Annotated in this window: 12 protein-coding genes, 1 tRNA gene and 4 pseudogenes; 6 read left to right on the top strand and 11 right to left on the bottom strand. The window is 58.1% G+C overall.

Annotated elements, in window-relative coordinates:
* Positions 1–75 precede the first annotated feature (75 nt).
* The 3 genes and pseudogenes from PSEUDOMOFG3G_RS19815 (at position 76) to PSEUDOMOFG3G_RS19810 (ending at position 2,671) form a co-directional block, all read left to right on the top strand.
* Entirely contained in the window at positions 76–555 is a 480-nt protein-coding gene (locus PSEUDOMOFG3G_RS19815) for an Lrp/AsnC family transcriptional regulator (protein WP_047228001.1), read from the top strand.
* Between the two features lie 6 nt (positions 556–561).
* Positions 562–783, top strand: a pseudogene (locus PSEUDOMOFG3G_RS28155) (hypothetical protein); the annotation flags it as partial.
* 676 nt (positions 784–1,459) lie between these two features.
* Complete coding sequence (locus tag PSEUDOMOFG3G_RS19810; RefSeq protein ID WP_139050933.1) at positions 1,460–2,671, top strand: hypothetical protein; 1,212 nt, start codon at positions 1,460–1,462, stop codon at positions 2,669–2,671.
* Between the two features lie 94 nt (positions 2,672–2,765).
* Here PSEUDOMOFG3G_RS19810 and PSEUDOMOFG3G_RS19805 read toward each other — a convergent pair whose 3' ends face one another.
* Entirely contained in the window at positions 2,766–3,758 is a 993-nt protein-coding gene (locus PSEUDOMOFG3G_RS19805) for a TerC family protein (RefSeq protein WP_139050932.1), read from the bottom strand.
* A gap of 208 nt (positions 3,759–3,966) precedes the next feature.
* On the opposite strand from PSEUDOMOFG3G_RS19805, the pseudogene PSEUDOMOFG3G_RS28150 reads away from it, so the two are divergent.
* Positions 3,967–4,581, top strand: a pseudogene (locus tag PSEUDOMOFG3G_RS28150) (tyrosine-type recombinase/integrase).
* A 294-nt stretch (positions 4,582–4,875) separates the two neighbouring features.
* Here PSEUDOMOFG3G_RS28150 and PSEUDOMOFG3G_RS19795 read toward each other — a convergent pair.
* Both PSEUDOMOFG3G_RS19795 and PSEUDOMOFG3G_RS19790 read right to left on the bottom strand, forming a co-directional pair.
* On the bottom strand, positions 4,876–5,655 hold the full coding sequence (locus tag PSEUDOMOFG3G_RS19795) for a nucleotidyltransferase domain-containing protein (RefSeq protein WP_139050930.1): 780 nt from the start codon (positions 5,653–5,655) through the stop codon (positions 4,876–4,878).
* A 125-nt stretch (positions 5,656–5,780) separates the two neighbouring features.
* Positions 5,781–6,402 (bottom strand): annotated as a pseudogene (locus PSEUDOMOFG3G_RS19790) (tyrosine-type recombinase/integrase).
* A 115-nt stretch (positions 6,403–6,517) separates the two neighbouring features.
* Here PSEUDOMOFG3G_RS19790 and PSEUDOMOFG3G_RS19785 point away from each other — a divergent pair.
* Both PSEUDOMOFG3G_RS19785 and PSEUDOMOFG3G_RS19780 read left to right on the top strand, forming a co-directional pair.
* Positions 6,518–6,823 carry a hypothetical protein gene (locus PSEUDOMOFG3G_RS19785; protein ID WP_139050929.1) on the top strand — a complete coding sequence of 102 codons (306 nt, stop codon included), beginning with the start codon at positions 6,518–6,520 and terminating at the stop codon, positions 6,821–6,823.
* 455 nt (positions 6,824–7,278) lie between these two features.
* On the top strand, positions 7,279–7,725 hold the full coding sequence (locus tag PSEUDOMOFG3G_RS19780; RefSeq protein ID WP_139050928.1) for an NUDIX hydrolase: 447 nt from the start codon (positions 7,279–7,281) through the stop codon (positions 7,723–7,725).
* Between the two features lie 46 nt (positions 7,726–7,771).
* Here PSEUDOMOFG3G_RS19780 and PSEUDOMOFG3G_RS19775 read toward each other — a convergent pair whose 3' ends face one another.
* From PSEUDOMOFG3G_RS19775 to uca, 8 genes and pseudogenes are all read right to left on the bottom strand, one after another.
* A complete protein-coding gene (locus tag PSEUDOMOFG3G_RS19775; protein WP_139050927.1) occupies positions 7,772–8,134 on the bottom strand; it encodes a DUF6124 family protein in 363 nt (120 codons plus the stop codon).
* 534 nt (positions 8,135–8,668) lie between these two features.
* A tRNA-Gly gene (locus PSEUDOMOFG3G_RS19770) sits at positions 8,669–8,742 on the bottom strand.
* A gap of 162 nt (positions 8,743–8,904) precedes the next feature.
* Positions 8,905–9,789 carry an alpha/beta fold hydrolase gene (locus PSEUDOMOFG3G_RS19765; protein WP_139050926.1) on the bottom strand — a complete coding sequence of 295 codons (885 nt, stop codon included), beginning with the start codon at positions 9,787–9,789 and terminating at the stop codon, positions 8,905–8,907.
* 309 nt (positions 9,790–10,098) lie between these two features.
* Entirely contained in the window at positions 10,099–10,791 is a 693-nt protein-coding gene (locus PSEUDOMOFG3G_RS19760; protein ID WP_139050925.1) for a pseudouridine synthase, read from the bottom strand.
* 36 nt (positions 10,792–10,827) lie between these two features.
* A complete protein-coding gene (locus tag PSEUDOMOFG3G_RS19755; protein ID WP_047227993.1) occupies positions 10,828–11,046 on the bottom strand; it encodes a cysteine-rich CWC family protein in 219 nt (72 codons plus the stop codon).
* Positions 11,039–11,644: pseudogene (locus PSEUDOMOFG3G_RS19750) on the bottom strand (GGDEF domain-containing protein); the annotation flags it as partial. The gene PSEUDOMOFG3G_RS19755 and the pseudogene PSEUDOMOFG3G_RS19750, both read right to left, overlap by 8 nt.
* A 307-nt stretch (positions 11,645–11,951) precedes the next feature.
* The gene (atzF, locus tag PSEUDOMOFG3G_RS19745; protein ID WP_139050924.1) at positions 11,952–13,736 is read right to left on the bottom strand and encodes an allophanate hydrolase; all 1,785 of its coding nucleotides are present in this window, start codon (positions 13,734–13,736) and stop codon (positions 11,952–11,954) included.
* A gap of 22 nt (positions 13,737–13,758) precedes the next feature.
* On the bottom strand, positions 13,759–17,388 hold the full coding sequence (gene uca, locus PSEUDOMOFG3G_RS19740) for an urea carboxylase (protein WP_139050923.1): 3,630 nt from the start codon (positions 17,386–17,388) through the stop codon (positions 13,759–13,761).
* Between the last annotated feature and the right edge of the window lie 153 nt (positions 17,389–17,541).

Below are 17,541 nucleotides of genomic sequence, written 5' to 3'. Positions count from 1 at the left end.
AGTCAGCTTCTAAAGCTTATGAAATTGGCATAACCTGCCAAGTAATCGTGAAGTTCAATCGGAAACTACCAATCCATGAAACTGGACGCCTTCGATCGCAAAATCCTCGCCGCGCTGCAACGCGACGGCCGCTTGAGCAACGTGCAACTGGCGGAGGAAATCGGCCTGTCCGCGTCGCCATGCCTGCGCCGCGTGCGGATGCTGGAAGAAGCCGGCGTCATTCGCGGTTATCAAGCCATTCTCGATCGTGATGAAGTGGGGCTCGGGTTGACGATCTTTGTCGGCGTCAAGGTTGAACGGCACAACGACGAACAGGCCGAAGCGTTTCGCCAAGCGGTCACGGCGTTGCCGGAGGTGATTTCAGCGTTTCTGGTCTCAGGCGAATCGGACTTTCTGTTGCAAGTGGTGGTGCCGGACTTGCGCGCCTACGACCGTTTTCTCACTGGCCGGCTGCTGAAGTTGCCGGGGGTGAGTGACATCCGGAGTAATTTTGCGATTCATACGGTGAAGACTCCCGGGGCGCTGCCGTTGGGGCATTTGCCGGGGGGCGGTTGATATTTTCGCAACTGGGCGTACTCAATGACGATCGTAGACCCGAACGGACCTTATCACGTGTTTTTTGAGATACGTCGGGCTGCCAAGGATAAGCCTCAGGACCTGAACCTTGTCGTTGAAAGCGCTTATCATCAAACCGACAAACCGCCTCGATTACTGGGCAGGATGGGCTTTATATTGCTGTGCGGTAAGATCCACATGCGGCAGCCGACATCGACCAAGCGTTAGAGACAGAAACGAAAAAAGACGCCGCAGGCGTCTTTTTTCGTATTCGGTAAAGCAGATCCAGACACCACTTACGAACCGCCTTGCGCGGTTACGACTTTCGTCGCTGGGAAGCGCTCAATCTCATCTGGTCAGTCGCTTCGATGGGGATGAATCTAGAGAGAATTGCCACGTGCGTCAACCCATTTTCTGCTTGTTAGCCGAGGGCTGACGCGAGTGGGGCATTGCATCTCACCTTCACCATCTGGACTGGTGAGCCTTGACTCTGATTATCATCCATCACAGTACCTTTTGGCGTAGTGACTCACGGCCTTTAAGGGCCGAGCGGATAGCCTTCAGTCTGGCGCTACGGTACTGAAGGTTCTGATTGAGCACGGTGATGGTTTTTCGACTGACCGGAACCGTGCAAACAATAGGATCCAGCACCCTGCGCATGTTGGCGATGTGTGGCCGGCCCATTTCGCGTCATGCCGCTTGCGCAGGCGGCTTCTTGCAGGCATCCGCGTATTCCCCCTGAATGCCCCTGAGCGCCCGTTACACCGGTTTTGAATTCAGACTCACACTCCAGACACAGTGTTCTATGCTGCTATCAAGCCCCGCGTAGTGATAGTGACCGTAAACGACCGTTCACTGCGGCTCTGTATCCGGCCTTTACCCTTGCCAACGGACGGCGCCTGATATGAACCAGCTGACAAGTTATACCGACACCAACGACCAGCTGAATCAACGCATCTTGAACAACCTGGAAGCGGGGCGGCCTGGCGGTCTGAAAGTAGATCTTTATCTGGGCGACCAACCTACGCTGGATCTGACCACGAATAACCTGACGCTTTTATCGAGCCAGCAATACCCTTACACAGCCCTCGGAACGATAGGCATACGAAAGTTGCTGGATCCGCCCGAGAGTAGCCTGGTCAGCCAGATCGTGAACCGTCACACCGTCCTTCCGAGCAATTCCAGCGCCGACCAACTCGTTCTACTCGACATGCAGGGCCAACTTGAAATCTCACAGGCACTGAGGCGGGATGCGCGTCATACCCAAGGTAGCGCCCATAGTCATCCGCTGTTCGACTCAACTAATCAGCATGTGCAGTGGATTCGGACGCATCGTGCGCAGATGTTGCTGGCATTCGAGGATATACGGCAGCAAGGGATCGTGCGTCGGCAGGCAAAAGAAGCGTGGGATCACTACGACGCCGTTTCCAGGCTCGACGCCACGACCAGGGAAGCGGTGAACACCTGGCTTCGGGGGGAGGATCACAGCCTCGGCTGGGACCGGTTCAAAAGAAACGATGTCAAATCTGGAAATCGCTTGAGCACCCACTACACGAACCTTCGTGGAGATCTGAATACCCCGCAGTCTATAACGTCGGCCCGCGGGGAATATGCAGCAAGCAAACTCCTGATCACCGCGTATGGCACGGACTACCAGATGAAAATGGGGAAGTCCGCAAACGGGATGCGCCCCAATGGAATAGACCAGATTTGGGTCAAACGCGACATGCGCACAGGCAACGTAATTGAGTACCTGATTGTTGAAGCGAAAGGAAGCGTCAACGCGACACTGGGTCATCCCAGCACCGGCCAGCAAATGTCACCCAAATGGTTGTTCTGGTGCCTTATCAATATGGCAAGCAAAAACGCATCGTACATAGGGCCTGAAACGAAGACGGATTTACCTGTAAAAATCCTCAACGCATTAATCAACCCAGGGGGGATTCCCGTTCGAGGCATTGTCTTTCACTCGCTCCACGGATCGGCGAATGAAAGCAAGGTCGTGCAGATGAACGATATCGGACTCTACCAATTCGCGTCTGCATTCGAGAACGCATCGAAGGGGGGCGGACTATTCACCAACGCGCCTACACAACAGTACATCGCGTTTAAGTGACGAGGGACGGCTCACTTTCGGCTGCCCCTCACCCATTCAACGACATCGGCCTATGGCCCCCGATGGCAGGCGCAAATATTGCGCCTGTTTGGATCTAAACCTGCGAGCGAGCAGAGGCCTGGTCGCGGGTTTTCCAAAGCGATAGCAGCACACCGCCCAGCAGCAAAGCCAGGGTCACGCTCAGGGAAATCACCGGCGCAATCTTGCCGATGATGCCGACCAGGAAGATCTTGCCGCCGATAAACACCAGCACAAGCGCCAGGGCGTACTTGAGATAGGCGAAGCGGTGAATCATTGCCGCCAGAGCGAAATACAACGCACGCAGGCCAAGGATGGCGAAGATGTTAGAGGTGTAGACGATGAAGGGATCCTGGGTAATGGCAAAGATCGCCGGCACGCTGTCCACAGCGAACACCAAGTCGGCACATTCAATCAGCACCAGGGCCAGGAACAACGGCGTCGCCCAGAGCACGGACTTCCCACTGGCATCCGCCTGGCGGACGAAGAAGCGCCCTTCATGCAAGCGATCAGTCACCCGCATGTGCTTGCGCAGGAACTTCACCAGCAGGTTTTCACTAAGGTCCGGATGGTCATCGATCTTGCTGAACAGCATCTTGGCCCCGGTCAACAGCAGGAAGATGCCGAACACATAGAGAATCCAGCTGAACTCGGCGATCAGCGCCGCACCTAGGCCAATCATGATCGCGCGCAGCACTATCACACCGAGAATGCCCCAGAACAGCACCTCGTGCTGATACTTACGCGGGATTGAGAGAAAGCTGAAGATCATCGCCATAAGAAATACGTTGTCCATCGACAACGATTTCTCGATCAGAAAGCCTGTGTAGAAATCCATCCCGGCATCACCGCCCTTGACCTGCCAGACCCAGAGCCCAAACAGCAAGCTGGCCGTGATATAGCCAGCAGACAGCAGCAGGCTTTCACGAACGCCGATTTCTCGATGCTCGCGGTGTAGCACCCCGAGGTCGAAGACCAACAGGCTGATAACGATGCTGATAAAAACGAGCCACAACCAAGTGGCGGTGCCGAGAAACTCGGCAAAAAAGAACGGTTCTAGGGCAGTCATAAGCCCCTCCTCTCAGTGTCGAAGTTGTACAAACTGCAACTCCGACATGGCAGCGATTCGCTGTCAGAGGGGCCCGGCGTTGTGGGAAAAAATTTAGAGAGACGCGTGGGATTTCTCAATCAGGCAAGGGTTGCAAGGTATTTCAGTGTGGGAGGGCGTCGCTGAAGTCGGAATGTCGATTGAGGGAAATTGAAGAAACCCTGCGTCCATCATCGCAACCTGCAACCGTCAGCCCTGGAACAAAGGTAAATTGGTCGTGCAGAAACCCCGCTACGACTGAGAGATATCTGGGCCATCCGAGTAAGGCTTCAAATTGCAGAAAAAACTCCGGATCTGGCTCTCTTCGATCTGGCCATCGACAGCAAGCTTCGAGCTTGCAATTTAACCAAGCTCGGCGTGCGCGACGTTGCCCATGGCGAGTACGTATCATCACGAGCCATGGTGATGCAGCAGAAAACGCAGCGGCCAGTGCAGTTCGAGATCACTGAGCAAACACGGTCCGCTCTCACGGCCTGGATACATCAGGCCCATCTACGCAGCGAAGACTGCCTTTTTCCTAGCCGGCTACATACCTCAAACCATCTATCCACTCGTCAATACGCTCGTATCGGCAAAAAAATGGGTGAAAGCCGTTGGCCTTGAACCAGCCATGTATGGCACTCACACGATGAGACGTACGAAGGCATCGCTCATCTATCGCAGGACGAAGAACTTGCGGGCGGTTCAGCTGCTGCTCGGCCATACGAAGCTGGAGAGCACCGTTCGATATCTGGGGATTGAGGTCGATGACGCCCTGGAGATGGCGGAACAAACTGAGATATGACCATGCATGGCGACGGTCGAAGTCAGGTTGTCGCTAACCGGCCGATTCTGTTGAAAAAGTCGGCTTCGGTTCCCACGGTAGAAAAGTACGCGCCTGAGATTGAAATCTGTGTTTTGCGTAGAAGGTTCAGGACTCGGATTTCACGTAGCAGCGTGCAAAAAAGGTGTTTTCACCCATTAATATTCGAGCATTTTGGGCAAACCGACTTTTTCAACAGAATCGACCCAAAGCGGACATCATTTATCTATGTAGGCGGACTCACCTGGCTTCTACAAGGTGTTCCTGCACAACATATCATCCCCAAGTTTCTTTGAGCACCGAGCGAAAAAGTTCGGAAAGCAATGGTTCAACTTCTTTACGTTCGCTACGGGTCGGCTTAATGGATTCGAGTCTATTGAGCTCTCGCTCAATGAATTGCTGGATGGGCGTGATCTGAGGCGATAACCCCATTTCTGGAGACTCACGCTTGACGGCAAGCAAGTCATCAATGGTCCGCTGGAATTCGGGCTCCCTTTCGATGACACCGCGCAGCTTGTCAAACTCTATAGGAGCAGGCGTTTCAAACTGCTCTAGCCACCGTATCGATAACAAAGGACGCAGTACATAAAAGTATTTTTTCAAAGGGACATAAGGTGCCTGCAAGTACCCCCTGTAGTTGGTTTTAGCCATGCTGCGATAATGGTAGATGCCGCTTTCTACCGAATACACCTGCGGCAGTAACTCCTTGGCGCGCCTGTGAAAGGAACCGATATGCTCGTAGATGATGGGCGATTGTATCCACTCAACAAAGCCTGGATTGGACTTCCAAAATAGCCTAAGTGCCTTTCGTAGATCCCAGCCATTGATGTCCATGTCGTCAATGATGGGGTATTCGATGACGTCGCGCTGCTCCTCAAGACCGACAGAGAGATACCACTCAGGTTTATTCACATAGATGAAGCGTGCGTCATAGTCGCTGTTGGGAGAGGCGAACCCCCAAGCACGACTTCCTGATTCAACAGCTAAAATTATTTTCACATCGTGCTCGTCTTCTGCACGGCGTAGCCGGCCTCTAACTTCTTCCAGAACGTCCATAGAAACCACGAGGGAACTCCAACTAGTGTCATTTAGATTGCACGCTACTTTTCCAGGGGCAAACTGTCCAGTGATCGCTTCTGGCCGGTGAGCGACGGTCTGACTTCGACCGTCGCTATACATGATCAAACCGCGGTCTGTTCCGCCATCTCTAGGGCGTCATCGACCTCAATCCCCAGATATCGAACGGTGCTCTCCAGCTTCGTATGGCCGAGCAGCAGTTGAACCGCCCGCAGGTTCTTGGGCCTGCGATAAATCAGTGATGCCTTCGTATGTTTCATTGTGTGAGTGCCATACATGGCTGGATCAAGGCCAACGGCTTTCACCCATTTTTTTGCCGATACGAGCGTATTGACGAGTGGATAGGTGGTCTGAGGTATACAGCCGGCTAGGACAAAGGCAGTCCTCGCTGCGTAGCTGGGCCTGATGTATCCAGGCCGCGACAGCAGGCCGTGTTTGCTCAGTGATCTCGAACTGCACTGGCCGCTGCGTTTTCTGCTGCATCACCATGGCTCGTGATGATATGTGGTCGCCATGGGCGACGTCGCGCACGCAGAGCTTGGTTAAGTCGCAGGCTCGAAGCTTGCTGTCGATGGCCAGATCGAAGAGAGCCAGATCCCGAGTTCTTTCTGCAATTTGAAGCCTTGCTCGGGTGGCCCAGATATCTCTCAGTCGGAGTGGGGTTTTTTGCCCGACCAATTTTCCTTTGTTCCACGGCTGACGGCTGCGGGTAGCGATGATGTTCATGACATGTCGTCCATGTGTGGAAGGACAAGGATGGCTAACCAGAGCGGTCGCTAACCGGCCAGAAGCGGTCATATAGAATGCCGTAACCCATCATCAATTAAATGCAGCCGACGCCATGCCCCAGCCCACAAGCCATCTGTTTGCTTATGTAAGGACAGTCAGTGATTTCCGGCCTGACGTTACCGCTATCGTGCTTTTCGGCCTGGAGGTAATAGACGATGACCCGGTGTATCTGCTAATACGTTTTGAGGACTACGGAAAACTCCAGATTGAAGGCGACCACTTGATACTTGGATTGGATGAGGCACTGGAAAGCGCTGAGTTCGAGTACGGTATTTTGCCAAATGATTGGCGAGTGATGAGCGAGGCGGAAATTCAGCGAATCGATTCGAACATCCGTTCTAGTGATTTACCCGCTTAGGGTCGGAAGCGGATTCTCACGAAGGGCTCCTCTTGGCCGTTTACGGCCTTTCGCGCCGGACAGCCATCGTCGGACAAACTATATAGCAGAGGGTAATCGGCAAACCGTCCGCCCGTCATACTACCGCTCACCAGCCTATCGACGCTTTGAGGTGCCTGCTGTGCGCAACCTGCGGCGGGTGGCGCGTTGCTGGCGGGGCTGGTGGTGGGTGTTGTGACTCTGATCAGCCACTGGCTTTGTCGGCCAGTTCGAGCCAGCGATTGATTTCGCGCTCACACACGGGGACAAGTGAAATTGGCGAGCTGCTTGCGCATAATTGGCAGCCAAGCTCCGCTTAGAATGTCTGTTCGCACATTGAGTATTGTGGGTCGCGATCTGACCGCTACTGGATTTCTGCCTCAAGTTGAGGGAATCCAGTGCCGTCAGCTCATCAAGTCAAAAAGGGAATTTTACTCATGTCAGAACCACGCATTCGTGCCCTCGCGCTCTGTATCTTTCATCATCACGGAAAAATACTGGTTAACCAATTCTATGACTCCGTTGAACAGCGAACCCTCTTTCGCCCTATTGGCGGCGGCATTGAGTTCGGCGAACGAGGTATCGATGCCATCGTCCGTGAAGTGCAAGAAGAACTGGCTCTTTCGATCAGTGATGTTCGATTGATTGGCACTTTGGAAAGCATTTTCACCTACGCAGGCAAGCCAGGACACGAAATAGTCCAGGTCTACGATGCAAGGTTTGATGATGTAGACGTCTATGAGCGATCTTGGTTAGACGGTCATGAAAGCAATGGTGCTTCGTTCAAAGCCACGTGGTGCCTGGGTTCCAGCTTCACCGCTACGTCTGCGCTAGTCCCTGAAGGACTTTTCGAATTGCTCAAACAGGCTTCGTTGTTGGACTGAATGACTGTTGGGGGGGCGCAAGTGCCCCCACAACAACCCCTGGCGATTAGCCAGGCTTGTGGTTATCCAGTACTCGATTGACCGCTAACTCACCCAACATGATGACCCGTTGCAACACCAGCATCGTTTGGCGTTGTGGGCCGTCCGTCAAGTCGGTGAGGTCGCTGACCATCACGCTGGCGGATGCCAAGGATTCGCACGCCTCAACGAGCAACGTTTCGTCATCCACCGCTGCGTCGATGGTGAAGATCGTGCTGGGCTTGCGGGGCCGTATCTGCGTTTTCGGCGCCCCCGGGTTCAGGTAGTGCTTGAGTGCGCGGTCTGCCGCCTCTTTCAACTTTTCAGGGTCGAGAGAGTCGCCGTAGAGTACCGAATCGATATCCGGGGGGTTGGGGGTAACCTTGAACATATGTCTAATTCCAGAGTTGGGGCCGCAACCGTTCTCGACTAAAAGAGGGTGGCGGCTGTACGCAGGTTAGTCGACCGGTGGAATTAGCAAACCCGGCGCGCCCAAGGGCGCCCTGCGCACAACCACCATCAAGTGCAGGAATAGAATGACCTGACTGAATGGTACTCATGCACTTTACTAAAACCGACCGAGCGACTAAACCCGACCACTGATGGGCAGTGGCAGGTAAACGATAGGGGCCGGGGGGAAAGCGCACAAGCCGGCGGATTCTGACGCACGCGTAAGTAAGGACGCAAGGTCTCGTAGCCTCTAGGGCGTAACGTGGAATGTATTTAAACGTGTCTTCGCCGGATGTGTTTACGAAAATTAAACAGGTCGAGTTTTCTTCGCTCTTATCCTGGGTCGGTATTACTGCAAGCACTGTGCTTTAAGGGCGGAGCCCAACAAACTGCGGACGAAAAAAAACCGGCCACCAAGAGCCGGTTTTTTTCGTATCCCCCGCCAAAACCACACGGCGTGAGACCAGAATTCGATTGGAGCGGGTGAAGGGAATCGAACCCTCGTTATCAGCTTGGGAAGCTGGAGTAATGCCATTATACGACACCCGCTCAGAGCGGCTGACTTTGTACCAGATGTGGGCGCGGATTTGAAGTTTTTCTTTACGGGCGCAGCGGTGATGCGTCTACGCAAACTTCAAACCAGAGCGGTCGTTCGCGGGCAAGCCCCGTGTCTGTTGGGGCAGGGCGGGGCTTGCTCGCGAGGACTCGGTTTCACATAGCCAGGGCATGGTAGTCCTGCACATAGTTGTAGCGCGGTCGGCTTTCTTGATGGGGCGACTTGAGGAAACCCAGCAGGGCATCGCGGCTGTCGCGGCAGGCGGCTTTGTGTTCCATGTCCAGGAAATGCCCCGTGGCTTGCAGCGTGCTGAAGGTGCTGTGTTGCACGTGGTCGGCGAAGACCTTGGCATCGCTGGCTGAGGTGTATTCGTCCCATTCGCCGTTCAGGAACAGCACCGGCACGTTGATTTTTTTCGCTGCGTTGACGTAGCACAACCGGTCGCTGTGGAGCACGTCGTTGATGTGGAAATGCATCTGGCCGTATTCGTGCTCGGCCAGGCTGCTGACGTGGCGATAGTTGAAGCGCTTGAACAGCGGCGGCAAGTGTTTGCCGATGGTGCTGTTGACCAGGTGTCCCACGCGGTCGCCGTCCAGGCTGCCCAGGTAATCCACGCCGCGTTCCAGGTAGTCGCGCATCGGTGCATTGAGCACTGGGGAGAACGAGCTGATCACCGCTTTTTCGATGCGCCGTGGACGCTGGGCCAAGGCGGTGAGGGTGGCGGCGCCGCCCCAGGAAAAAGACAGCACATGCTCTGCGGCGAAGTGATCGATCAACTCCAGGAGGATCTGGCCTTCGATCTCTTTGGTCAGCATTTTTTCATGGCGGTTGTGGGGCTTGGACTTGCCCGCATAGGGTTGGTCGTACAGCACGACGTTGAATTGCGGGTAGAGGTTTTTGGCGGTCTGTGCAAACGACGCGGTGGTGGCCATCGAGCCGTTGACCAGGATGATGGTCTTTTGCGCGGCGTCTGCGCGATAGAACTCCGTGTAAACCCGATACTGACCCTGTATATCCAGCACAGCGATTTCTGGCCTCATGTCATAAGACTCCTGGCAAGCGGGTATGCGCGCAATGAGATTGCACGAGCAATGTGACAGGTAGGCATACGCCTGAAAGATAAGGCCCATGTCGATCCACGAAAGCCGGTCGACGGGTATTGTTATGGCGGGCAGTTTGCCGGAGTTAAGAAGGAACCCGAGGAGGCTCCGGCCGGCAAAAAGTTTCTTGGAAGTATGTGGTGACTCATCGGTCACATTTCGGCCGACGGTTTGATTCAAGCAGTGGACCGGCCGTCGCGCAAGTGTTGTTTGACAATTGTCCGACACTTCTGCCGAGCGGTCATACGATCAGATCAGTTGGATCTCTTCAGGGCTCAGGGCACGGTATTGGCCTGGCTCAAGCTCGGCGTCCAGCAGCAGCGGTCCCATGCGTTCACGGTGCAGGCGCAACACCTTGTTGTCGAAGTGGCCGAACATGCGTTTGACCTGGTGATAGCGGCCTTCAACGATGCTCAGTCGCGCCGATCTTGGCCCCAGCAGTAGCAGTTCCGCAGGCTGGGTGGTGAGGTTTTCGAAAGCGAAGTACAGCCCGCGCGCGAAGGTAACGGCGTATTCGGCGGTGATGAGTTGCTCGGTCTCGACGTAATAGACCTTGGGCAGTTTGGTCTGCGGTTGGGTCAGGCGCCGTGACCAACTGCCGTCATTGGTGATCAGCATCAGCCCGGTGGTGTTGAAGTCCAGCCGCCCGGCGATGTGCAGGTCGTCCTTGTCTGGCTCATCCAGCAGGTCCAGCACGGTGGGGTGTTGCGGGTCGCGGGTGGCGCTGACGCAACCGGGCGGTTTGTGCAGCATGAAATACCGGGGTGGGCGACCGGCCTGCAGCACCTGTTCATCGACTTCGACCCGGCTGAATTCGCGCACCTGTGCGTGAGGGTCGCTGATGATCTGCCCGTCGATCCGCACCCGGCGTTCCACCAACAACAACCGGACTTGTTGGCGATTGAAACGCGGCAGATTACTGAGGAAGCGGTCAAGGCGCATGGGGCAGGTCAGGCAAGAGAGCGAAGGGCAGGCATCTTACGCGATCGGCTGCGGCTTGGCCCGCAACTGGGTTTCGACCTGGGCGCAACGTGGACACAGGCAGGACTGATCGCGCAGCTCGGCCGGCAATGCTTCCAGCACGGCCGGGTCGATGCTCACGCCGTAACACCAGCAGGCGCGGTCGGCGGTTCGTGGGTCGGCCAGGGTGCAGTCATTGCTGGCGCCACAGGCCGGGCACAAGTCGGGTTTATTCATAGCTGGAATGAGGCATCTGTACACAGGTTCGGTTGTTCCCGGTTTGCCGGGCGCGTTGCAGCGCATGATCGGTCCGCGACAGCAGGCTGTGCAAGGTGTCTTCACCCTGCAAGGTGGTGAGGCCGATGCTGACGGTGACCCGCAGCTCTTTGCCACTGCAGAAATAACGTTGTTGTTCGATCCGTTGGCGAATTTTCTCGGCGATCTTCAGACCGTTCTGCCCGTCGGTGTCCTTGAGCAGCACGATAAACGTCTCGCCACTCCAGCGACACACAATGTCCGAGTGCCGCAGGCTGTCGGTCAAGTCGCGGGCGAACCCGGTCAACAACTGGTCGCTGGCGATGTGACCATGGGTGGAGTCCAGTCGCTTGAACTCGTCCAGTTCCAGCAGCAGCGCCGCCAGGGGTTGGGGTTCACGTTGGGCTTCGTGCAGGGCTTGTACCGCCAACAGGTCGAAGCCACGGCGGTTGGGAAGTTCAGTCAGGCTGTCGAGGGTCGCCTGGGCGTCGATGCGGCGTTGGTAGCTGCTGATCAATTGATAAAGGATTGCTAACACCGCCAGCGTCACGAGCAGGCCGATCAGCAGGTTCAGGTACAGCATCCTGAGCGTGTGGTCCCGTACCGAAGTGTTGGCAGCGTGGTAGCCCAACAATGAAATGATCAGAAAGCCTGCACCTAGCAGCCCCGCCACGAGCAGGAGCGGCTTGCGCTGGGAATACAACGGCGAACGGAGCGACATGGCGATTTCCTTGGCGCAGACCCAATGAAATCAGTTTAGTGGCCTTGTAGGAAAAGGTGCTCGGATTTGCAGGTTTGTAAAGGGTGGCGAGGGATTTACCGAAGTGCAGCGGCCGCAAAAGCGTCTGCTTCGCAGCCGAGCGGGAGCAAGCTCCCTCGCCACACAATCACAACTGTTTCAGACTATCTAAATAGGCCCGCCATCCCCCCAAATGGCTGATGTCCTGCGCGCCCGTCAAACCATACGGCTCACAAATGAATCCGCTTTCCCAGCGACCGTCGGCCAGTTGTACCTTGCCCAGCCCAAGCGGCGCGGGGATGGCGGTCAGGAACGAACCGAGTTCGCTGCTCGGCAATTCCCAAACCTCCACCTCGATAGCCACGCCGCCTTCACTGACCCGCAGCATGCCGGGGCGCAGAGGCGGGCCGCCGGCCAGTGCGTAGAGACGGTAATCGGCTGAGCTGTGGGTGGCCTCGATCAGACGGGCTCCGCGTTGCTGGAGCTGCCAGTTCAGCGCCAAACCGTCCAGATGCGCCCCGCATACCACCAGCCGCGCCCGGTCATGGCGAGCCGGGTTGGCCGGCGCTGGCACGGCTGGCTCTTGCTGGCGTTGCAAGGCATCGGCGACGCTTAACAGGTATTGATCGGTGAAGGCCCGACCGAACAGCGTCACGCCCCAAGGCAAGCCGTTAGCCATGAATGCGCTGGGAACAGCGACGGCAGCGTAGTCCAGCAGGTTCATGAAGTTGGTGTAATAACCCAGCTCCGAGTTGCGCAGCACCGGTTCGGCGGCCAGTTCGGCGAGGGTCACCGGGCGACCGATGGTCGGGGTGAGGACGCAATCGAGCGTTTCCATGACGCGATCGCATTGGGCTTTGAGCACTTGCAAACGGTACTGGGCACGGAAGGTTTGTACGCCATCCACGGTAGGCGCTTTCGCCAATACGGCGCGGATAACTGGCAGTACGGCGTCGGGCTCGCGCTCCATCAACTCCCCGGCAACGCTGTAGCGCTCAGCCACCCAAGGCCCTTCATAAAGGAGCCGGGCGGCTTCGAGAAACGGGGACAGGTCCAGTTCCACCGCTTCGCCGCCCAGGCCCTTGAGGCGCTCGATGGCCGCTTGAAACAGTTGTGGACCTTCGTGGCAGCCGAAAAAAGCCAGGTCTTGCCGACGAGGCACGCCGAAGCGAAAGCTGCGTGGCGCGCCGAACGCTGTGCCGTCGTTCCACTGCGGGTTGCGGCGGCTGTACTCATCGCGTGGGTCGAGACGGGCTGTCAGCGCGAGTAACTGGCTGGCTTCCCGGGCTGTAGCGGTGAAGGTCGTGACGCAGTCCAGCGTGCGACAGGCCGGCACCACACCCGCCGTGGAAATCAATCCCTTGGTGGCCTTCAGCCCCAGCAGATTGTTCAGCGCCGCCGGCACCCGACCCGAGCCTGCGGTGTCGGTGCCCAGGGCAAAGCTTGCCACACCTAGGGCCACCGCCAGTGATGAGCCGGCGCTTGAACCGCCGGCCGGATAATCGGGCAGCACGCTATTGCGACAGGCACCGTAAGGCGAGCGGGTGCCGTTGAGCCCGGTGGCGAACTGGTCGAGATTGGTCTTGCCCAGAGGAATCGCGCCCAAGGCCAGTAGCTGCTCGACAAGGGTGGCCGAACGTTGCGGCACGTAGCTGAACGCCGGGCAGGCGGCCGTGGTGGGAATGCCTGTCAGGTCGATGTTGTCCTTGATCGCGAACGGCACGCCATACAGCGGTAGGTTTTCCAGATCCTGGCCCTCCAGCGCGACGAGGTAAGGTTCCAGCTCCTCGGGCGTCAGCAGGTGGATGAACAGGTGGTAGTCCGGGTTCAGCGCCGCGGCTTTTTCCCGCAGGCTCAACAGTAGATTACGGGGTGTAAGTTCACCGCTGCGGTAGGCGTCGCGCAGATCGTCCAGGCGTAAAGATGGGGTCATGGCATTAATCCTTTGATTGAGTTCAGTCACGTTCCAGCACCACCACACGTTGTCCGGCGCGCACCGCCGAGCCGGGCTGTACACGAATCTGGCGCACCACTCCGGACACGGGGGCGAGGAGTGGGATCTCCATCTTCATCGACTCCAGAATCACCAGTACGTCACCCGCGCTGACCCGAGCATCCACCTGCACCTGGACCTGCCAGAGATTGCCAGCGATGTGGCTATCGACACTGAGTTGATCTTCGCTCAGTAGCGAATCTTCGCTGGGCGCGGGTGCCGGTTCTTCGCTGTCGAAGTGCGCCTGGCCACTGGCGATCCACCGCTCGCGCTCGGCATTGAAGGCGCCTTGTTGCTGCGCCCGGAACGCGGCGATGCTGTCCGCCTCCTGCGCCAGGAAGCGCTGGTAATCAGCAAGGTTGAGTTGACCGTGTTCGATGTTCAGGTCGAAGCGGCCCAGCGGGAAGTCCCGGCGGATGCGCAGCAGTTCATCGGCGCTGACCGGGTAGAAGCGGATCTGGTCGAAGAACCGCAACAGCCAGGGTTTGCCGTCGAATGCGGCGACCTCGCGATAACGATTCCACATCTGCAACGTGCGCCCGACGAACTGATATCCACCTGGGCCTTCCATGCCATACACACACATGTACGCGCCGCCGATGCCCACCGAGTTTTCCGCAGTCCAGGTGCGGGCCGGATTGTATTTGGTGGTCACCAGCCGATGCCGAGGGTCCAGTGGCGTGGCGACCGGCGCGCCGAGGTAGACATCCCCAAGGCCCATCACCAGGTAGCTGGCGTCGAACACCGTGCGTTGCACTGCGTCGAGGTTGGGCAGGTCGTTGATACGGCGGATGAACTCCAGATTGCTCGGGCACCAGGGCGCGTCCTTGCGCACCGTGGTCATGTATTTTTCGATGGCCAGCTGGCAAGCCGGATCGTCCCAGGACAGCGGCAGATGCACGATGCGTGACGGCACCTGCAGATCCTGCGCGGCGCACACCGCGTCCCATTCACCGCTGAGGATTTGCAGTAGTTCGGCCAGCGGCAGTTGTTCGGGTTGGTAATGCACTTGCAACGAACGAATGCCCGGCGTGAGGTCGATTACGCCGGGCAACTGTTTGTGCTCCAGCGCCTGCATCAAGGCATGGGCGCGAAAACGCAGCACCAGATCCAGTTCGGGAGCGCCTATCTCCAGCAGCAGGTGCGTGTCGCCGGCCAATCTCGCCACCAGACGGGTATCGTCCTGACCGATATCCAACACCACTGGCGACCCAAACCCCTGTGGGAGCGAGCTTGCTCGCGATGGGGCCAGATCAGACTCCGCATCCACTTCATCGCGAGCAGGCTCGCTCCCACATTGATTCCATTCCAAGGTCAGAGAGCGGGCGGTCTTCAGGTCTACCGGCACAAACCGCACCCTGTCCCCGGCCTTCAGTTGCCCCAGTTGCCAAAGATCCGCCTCGATCACCGTCACCGGGCAGACGAAACCACCCAGGCTCGGGCCGTCGGGACCGAGGATGACGGGCATGTCGCCGGTGAAGTCCACGGCGCCGATGGCATACGGGTTGTCATGGATGTTGGAGGGGTGCAGTCCGGCCTCGCCGCCGTCGGCGCGTACCCATTCGGGTTTCGGCCCGATCAGGCGCACGCCGGTTCGGCTGGAGTTGAAATGCACTTCCCAGGCCGTGTCGAAGAAGGTATGGATGTAGCGCTCGGTGAAGTATTCCGGCGCGCCATGGGGGCCGTAAATCACGCGGATCTGCCGCACGTCGGGCAGTTCCAGAGTGGGCTCGCTCGTGTGCGCCACGGTCGCGCGCTCATCCAGGGGCGCCAGGTGCAACACGTCGCCGGTACACAAGGCCCGCCCCCCATGGCCGCCGAACTGGCCGAGGGTGAAGGTGCTTTTACTGCCCAGGTAATCCGGCACTTGCACGCCGCCTTGCAGGCACAAGTAACTGCGCGCCCCGGCGCCGGCGATGGTGCCGATCGCCAACGTGGAACCGGCAGGAATCGACAGGGCAGTGTTCATCGGCACAGCTTCGTCATCGAGGGTCAGCGCAATGACCGCGCCGGTCACGGCCACCCTGGCAGCGCAGTTGAAACGCAGCAACGGCCCGCTCATGGTGATTTCCAGCGCCGCGGCGCCTTCTTCATTGCCCAGCAGGCGATTGCCCAGGCACAGCGAGCGGCTGTCCATCGGTCCCGATGGCGGAACACCCACCGCCCAATAGCCGAGTCGGCCGGGGTAGTCCTGAATGCTGGTCTGGGTGCCGGGGCTGAGCACTTCAAAAGTGTGGGCGCGATAGACCAGCGCCTCAAGGCAGCGAGTCCAGGGCTGGCCGCTGGCAAAGGGTGCATCGAGGAGAATCTGTTGCAGGTAGTCGCGGTTGGTTTCCACGCCGTACAACAGGCTTTCATTCAGCGCTTGATGCAAGCCCAGGCGTGCCTGCTCACGGGTCGGCGCCCAACGAATGACTTTGGCGATCATCGGGTCGAAGTAGGGTGGAATCTGGCAGCCGGCCTCGACCCAGGTGTCGATGCGCAGTTGTTTGCCGTCGGCTGGCGGCCATTGCACAGCGGTCAGCAGCCCCGGGCTCGGCTGGAAGTCCCGGCCTGGATCCTCGGCATACACGCGCGCCTGAATCGCATGACCCTGGGCTCGCAACCCCTGGCTCAACTCGCTCAGGGGCGGCAGGTCCCCGGCGGCCAGTTGCACCATCCAGCGCACCAGGTCGACGTTCCACACTTGTTCGGTGACGCCGTGCTCCACTTGCAAGCGGGTGTTCACTTCCAGAAAGTAAAAGCGCCCGGCGTCACTGTCGAACACGAACTCCACGGTGCCGGCGCTGCGGTAGTTGACCGCCTGGGCCAGTTGAATCGCTGCTGCGCAGAGCTCCTCGGCCATACCTTCGGGCAAGTTGGGCGCAGGGGTTTCTTCGATGACTTTCTGGTTGCGCCGCTGCACCGAGCAGTCGCGCACGCCCAGTGCGATCACCTGGCCCTGGCCATCGCCGAATACCTGAACCTCAAGATGTCGAGCCCGCTCGATGTACTTCTCGATGAACACGCCGGCATCGCTGAAGTTGTTCTGGCCCAAGCGCTTGACCGCTTCGAATGACTCGCTCAACTCGGCGGCATCGCGACAGACACGCATGCCGATGCCACCGCCCCCGGCGGTGCTTTTGAGCATGACCGGATAGCCGACCTGGTTGGCGGCCAGTAGCGCGGCGTCGAGGCTGTCGAGCAGTTCGCTGCCTTCGAGCAGTGGCACGCCGTGCCGGCGAGCCAGGTCGCGGGCGGTGTGCTTGAGGCCGAATACACGCAGTTGCTCTGGCGTCGGGCCGATGAAAGCGATGCCGGCGGCCTCGCAGGCCTGCGCGAAGGCGGCGTTTTCCGAGAGAAAGCCGTAGCCGGGATGGATCGCCGTCGCGCCGCTGCTTTTGGCGATTGCCAGCAGCTTGTCCACCGCCAGATACGTACCGGCCGCCGCACCTTCGCCCAGGCAGTGGGCTTCGTCGGCCTGCAGGATATGCAAGCTGGCCGCATCGGCCTGGGAATACACCGCGACGCCTTCGACCTTCAGCTCACGCAGGGTCCGCAGGATCCGGCAGGCGATGGCGCCACGGTTGGCGATGAGGATTTTTTTGAACATGGCGTAACCCCCTCAGGCATGACTGTCAGCCTGAACTGGGATGCGGGCCGTCCCGCAGTTTTCGATGGCCGCCGGGGTCGTCCCCGTGAGCGAAACCTTCCTTAAATAACACCGCTAGACCCTGTGGGAGCGAGCTTGCTCGCGATAGCGGCG

The organism is Pseudomonas sp. FG-3G, assembly GCF_901007645.1.
Lineage (GTDB): Bacteria > Pseudomonadota > Gammaproteobacteria > Pseudomonadales > Pseudomonadaceae > Aquipseudomonas > Aquipseudomonas rhizophila.
This window is presented reverse-complemented; position numbering and strand designations above follow the sequence as displayed.